This is a genomic window from Kribbella sp. (assembly GCF_035655035.1).
Classification (GTDB): Bacteria; Actinomycetota; Actinomycetes; order Propionibacteriales; family Kribbellaceae; genus Kribbella.
In genome coordinates this window covers 1-3535 of the sequence record NZ_DASRVN010000792.1, presented here as the reverse complement: position 1 = coordinate 3535, position 3535 = coordinate 1, and the positions used below count along the sequence as shown (strand labels likewise).

At 69.5% G+C, this 3535-nt stretch carries 3 protein-coding genes; 1 reads left to right on the top strand and 2 read right to left on the bottom strand.

The window, feature by feature from the left end; genetic code table 11:
- Positions 1-167: 167 nt before the first annotated feature.
- Together VFF46_RS40370 and VFF46_RS40365 are read right to left on the bottom strand one after the other, a co-directional pair.
- Positions 168-362, bottom strand: a complete 195-nt coding sequence (locus VFF46_RS40370) for a DUF3046 domain-containing protein (protein ID WP_325042568.1) — start codon at positions 360-362, stop codon at positions 168-170.
- Positions 359-1564 carry an LppM family (lipo)protein gene (locus VFF46_RS40365; RefSeq protein WP_325042567.1) on the bottom strand — a complete coding sequence of 402 codons (1206 nt, stop codon included), beginning with the start codon at positions 1562-1564 and terminating at the stop codon, positions 359-361. The genes VFF46_RS40370 and VFF46_RS40365 overlap by 4 nt, the downstream gene beginning before the upstream one ends.
- Before the next feature lie 133 nt (positions 1565-1697).
- On the opposite strand from VFF46_RS40365, the gene VFF46_RS40360 reads away from it, so the two are divergent.
- Positions 1698-3535, top strand: a 1838-nt coding sequence (locus VFF46_RS40360; protein WP_325042566.1) for a DEAD/DEAH box helicase, incomplete at its 3' end; no start/stop codon positions are given.

The window sequence follows — 3535 nt, the reverse complement described above, 5'->3', positions numbered from 1 at the left end:
GGCGCAGGCGTACGGCGCGTTCAAGCAGCATGCTGCGACGCTCGGGCTGGAGATCGGCGACTACAGCGACCTCAAGGACCCGGTGTGCGATCTCGTGTACCTACCGGCCGAGGAATGGGCCGCCCGCACCAGCTGGGCCGGGTAGCGGGCGGCGTACTGCGTGGGCGTCAGCGTTCGCTGGGCGGAAGGTTGAGGTGCGCCCACACGGCGCGCCAGACCACCTTGGCGGTCTCGCCGTCGTCCAGGGCCTCGACGACCGTACGGCCGCCGAGCTCCTGAACCACCTGGGTCTCCGCCCAGGTCCGCGCGTACGCGGGACCGAGATGGTGATCCATCCGGGCCCAGAACTCAGTCAGTCTCATGCCTGCCCGTCGTTGTCCTTCGGCGGTCCCCACCCACCCTGCTGGCCTTGCTGCGGCCCCGCCGGACCACCCTGCTGCTGGCCCCAGCCACTCTGCTGCTGTGGCTGCTGTGGCTGCTGTGGCGGCTGACCGTACTGCTGACCCTGCTGCGGGCCTTGCGGCTGCTGTCCAGGCTGCTGTGACTGCTGTCCAGGCTGCTGTCCCTGTCCGGGCTGCTGACCCCAGCCACCAGGACCCTGCTGCGGTGGCTGTTGCCCCTGCTGCGGCGGGCCCCACTGCCCCTGTCCCTGCTGCGGCTGCCCAGGGTACTGCGGCTGCTGACCACCGTACGGCGCCTGCCCGGGCTGGCCCTGCTGCGGCTGGCCCGGGTACTGCCCCGGCTGCCCACCGTACTGACCAGGCTGGCCTGGCTGACCGCCGTACTGCCCTGGCTGGCCCGGGTACTGTCCACCGGGACCAGGCTGACCGTACTGCTGCCCCTGGTACGGCCCAGGACCGCCGTACTGCCCAGGCTGACCCGGATACTGCCCTGGGAACGGCTGCCCGTAGCCCTGCTGCGCCTTCCCCTTGCGGCTCCGCAGAACGAAGAACACGACGGCTGCGATCACCAGCAACAGCACGACGATGATCAAGATCAGTGCCCACGCCGGGAACCCGCTGCTGGCCTCGGAGGTCAGCGAGATCTTCGCCAGCTTGTCGAGGCTGTCGTACGTCGCCGTCCGGCCGCTGACCTTGGCGCCGTCGTCGTGCTCGAGGATCTTGCCCGGCATGGTGATCTTGAGGTTGACCTCCGGCTGGCTGCTGCCCGCCGGCAGGTTACTGCCGACGTTGCCGCCGTTCACCGACACCTTGACCTTGTTGCCGTCCTTGCTGAAGCCGATCCCGTCCTGGCTCGCGCCGCCCATCTTGCTGAAGGGCACGTTCGAGAAAGTGCAGTCAGAACCGATGTACTTGCCGTCGTCGAAGGACTTGCAGCTGACGCCCTCGGTCGCGGACGACTTGATACTGCTCTCGATCTCCTGGCGGATCTTGTCCAGCGACTGGCCGCTGGACTGCAGCAGCTGCTTGTCGACGCCGATCTTCATCGAGCCCGACACCGTCTCGTTCGACCCGACCTTCAGGTCGCCGTCGATCTTGACGCAGCCGGTCAACCCGACCAGGCAGGCCACGATGACGAGGGCTGCGCGTACGCGGTTCATCATGTCGCCGATCATTCCAGACGAGGGGGACAATCTACGCACCGGACGGAAAGCAGGCGCTCACAGCGGGCGACCGGCGCCGAACGAGCAGCGACCACAAGCGGCGGCGTGAAAACTGTCGGCGGCACCCGGCAAGATGGTCGGCGTGAAGAAGACCAGCGCGTTGAGCCGGTTCTCGCCCGCGACCCGGGCGTGGTTCGGCGACGTCTTCGAGGCGGCCACCCCGGCCCAGCTCGAGGCGTGGGACGCCATCACGGCGGGCCGGGACGCGCTGGTGGTCGCCCCGACCGGCTCAGGCAAGACGCTGGCCGCTTTCTTGTGGGCGCTGGACCGGCTGGCCACGACTCCGCCTCCCGACGATCCGAAGCTGCGCTGCCGGGTGCTGTACGTGTCGCCGCTGAAGGCGCTCGCCGTCGACGTCGAGCGCAACCTGCGCGCACCGCTGATCGGCATCCGCGAGACCGCTCGCCGGCTCGGTGAGGCCCCGGTCGAGGTCGACGTCGCCGTACGGTCCGGTGACACGCCCGCGGCCGATCGGCGCCGGTTCGCGACAAAGCCCTCCGACGTACTGATCACCACGCCCGAGTCCTTGTTCCTGCTGCTCACTTCTCAAGGCCGCGAGTCGTTGCGAGGCGTCGAGACCGTCATCGTCGACGAGGTGCACGCGGTCGCGGGGACGAAACGCGGGGCGCACCTGGCACTGACTCTGGAGCGGCTCGACGAGCTGCTGCCCAAGCCGGCGCAGCGGATCGGCCTGTCCGCGACGGTTCGTCCGGTCGAGGAGGTCGCACGGTTCCTGGGCGGCGAGCGAGCGGTCACGGTGGTGCAGCCGAAGTTCGCGAAGCAGTGGGAGCTGAGCGTCGTCGTGCCGGTCGAGGACATGGCCGAGCTGGCCGCGACCGAGGTGGAGACGTCGGGCTCGGCAGCCGGGCCGCAGCAGCACGCCTCGATCTGGCCGCATGTGGAGGAGCAGGTCTTCGACCTGATCAGCCGGCACAGCTCGACGATCGTCTTCGCGAACTCGCGCCGTCTGGCCGAGCGCCTGACCGCCCGGCTGAACGAGATCGCTGCCGAGCGCGCAGAGCTGGAGTTGCAGGAGCTCGGGTCGCCGGCCCAGCTGATGGCGCAGTCCGGCGGATCGCTGGCGGCGCCGCCACTGATCGCCCGTGCCCATCACGGCTCGGTCAGCAAGGAGCAGCGGGCGCTGATCGAGGCGGACCTGAAGTCCGGCCGGCTGCCCTGCGTGGTCGCGACCAGCAGTCTCGAGCTCGGTATCGACATGGGCGCGGTGGATCTGGTGATCCAGGTCGAGGCGCCGCCGTCCGTCGCGAGTGGCCTGCAGCGTGTCGGTCGTGCCGGTCACCAGGTCGGCGCCGTGTCCCGGGGCGTGCTGTTCCCGAAGTTCCGCGGCGACCTGATCGACACCGCGGTCGTCGTGCAGCGGATGCGGGACGGCCTGATCGAGAGCCTCCACATCCCGGCGAATCCGCTCGACGTGCTCGCCCAGCAGATCGTGTCGATCGTGGCCCTGGACGCGGTCGACGTGGACGAGCTCTTCGCTCTGGTACGCCGCTGCGCCCCGTTCGCCACGCTGCCGAGATCGGCGTACGACGGAGTGCTCGACATGCTGTCCGGCCGCTATCCGTCGGACGAGTTCGCGGAGCTGCGGCCGCGGATCGTGTTCGACCGGGTGAGCGGGGAGATATCCGGCCGCCCTGGTGCGCAGCGGCTAGCGGTGACGAGCGGCGGGACGATTCCGGATCGTGGGCTGTTCGGGGTGTTCCTGGTCGGTGAGTCGACCAATCACCGGGTCGGCGAGCTCGACGAGGAGATGGTGTACGAGTCGCGGGTCGGCGACGTGTTCACGCTCGGGGCGTCGAGCTGGCGGATCGAGGACATCACCCACGACCGCGTGCTGGTCTCCCCCGCGCCGGGTCAGCCCGGTCGGCTGCCGTTCTGGAAGGGCGACGCGGT

Coding starts and splice junctions, on each gene's coding strand:
- VFF46_RS40370 (WP_325042568.1), bottom strand. CDS start 362: ATGAGACTGACTGAGTTCTGGGCCCGGATGGATCACCATCTCGGTCCC.
- VFF46_RS40365 (WP_325042567.1), bottom strand. CDS start 1,564: ATGATGAACCGCGTACGCGCAGCCCTCGTCATCGTGGCCTGCCTGGTC.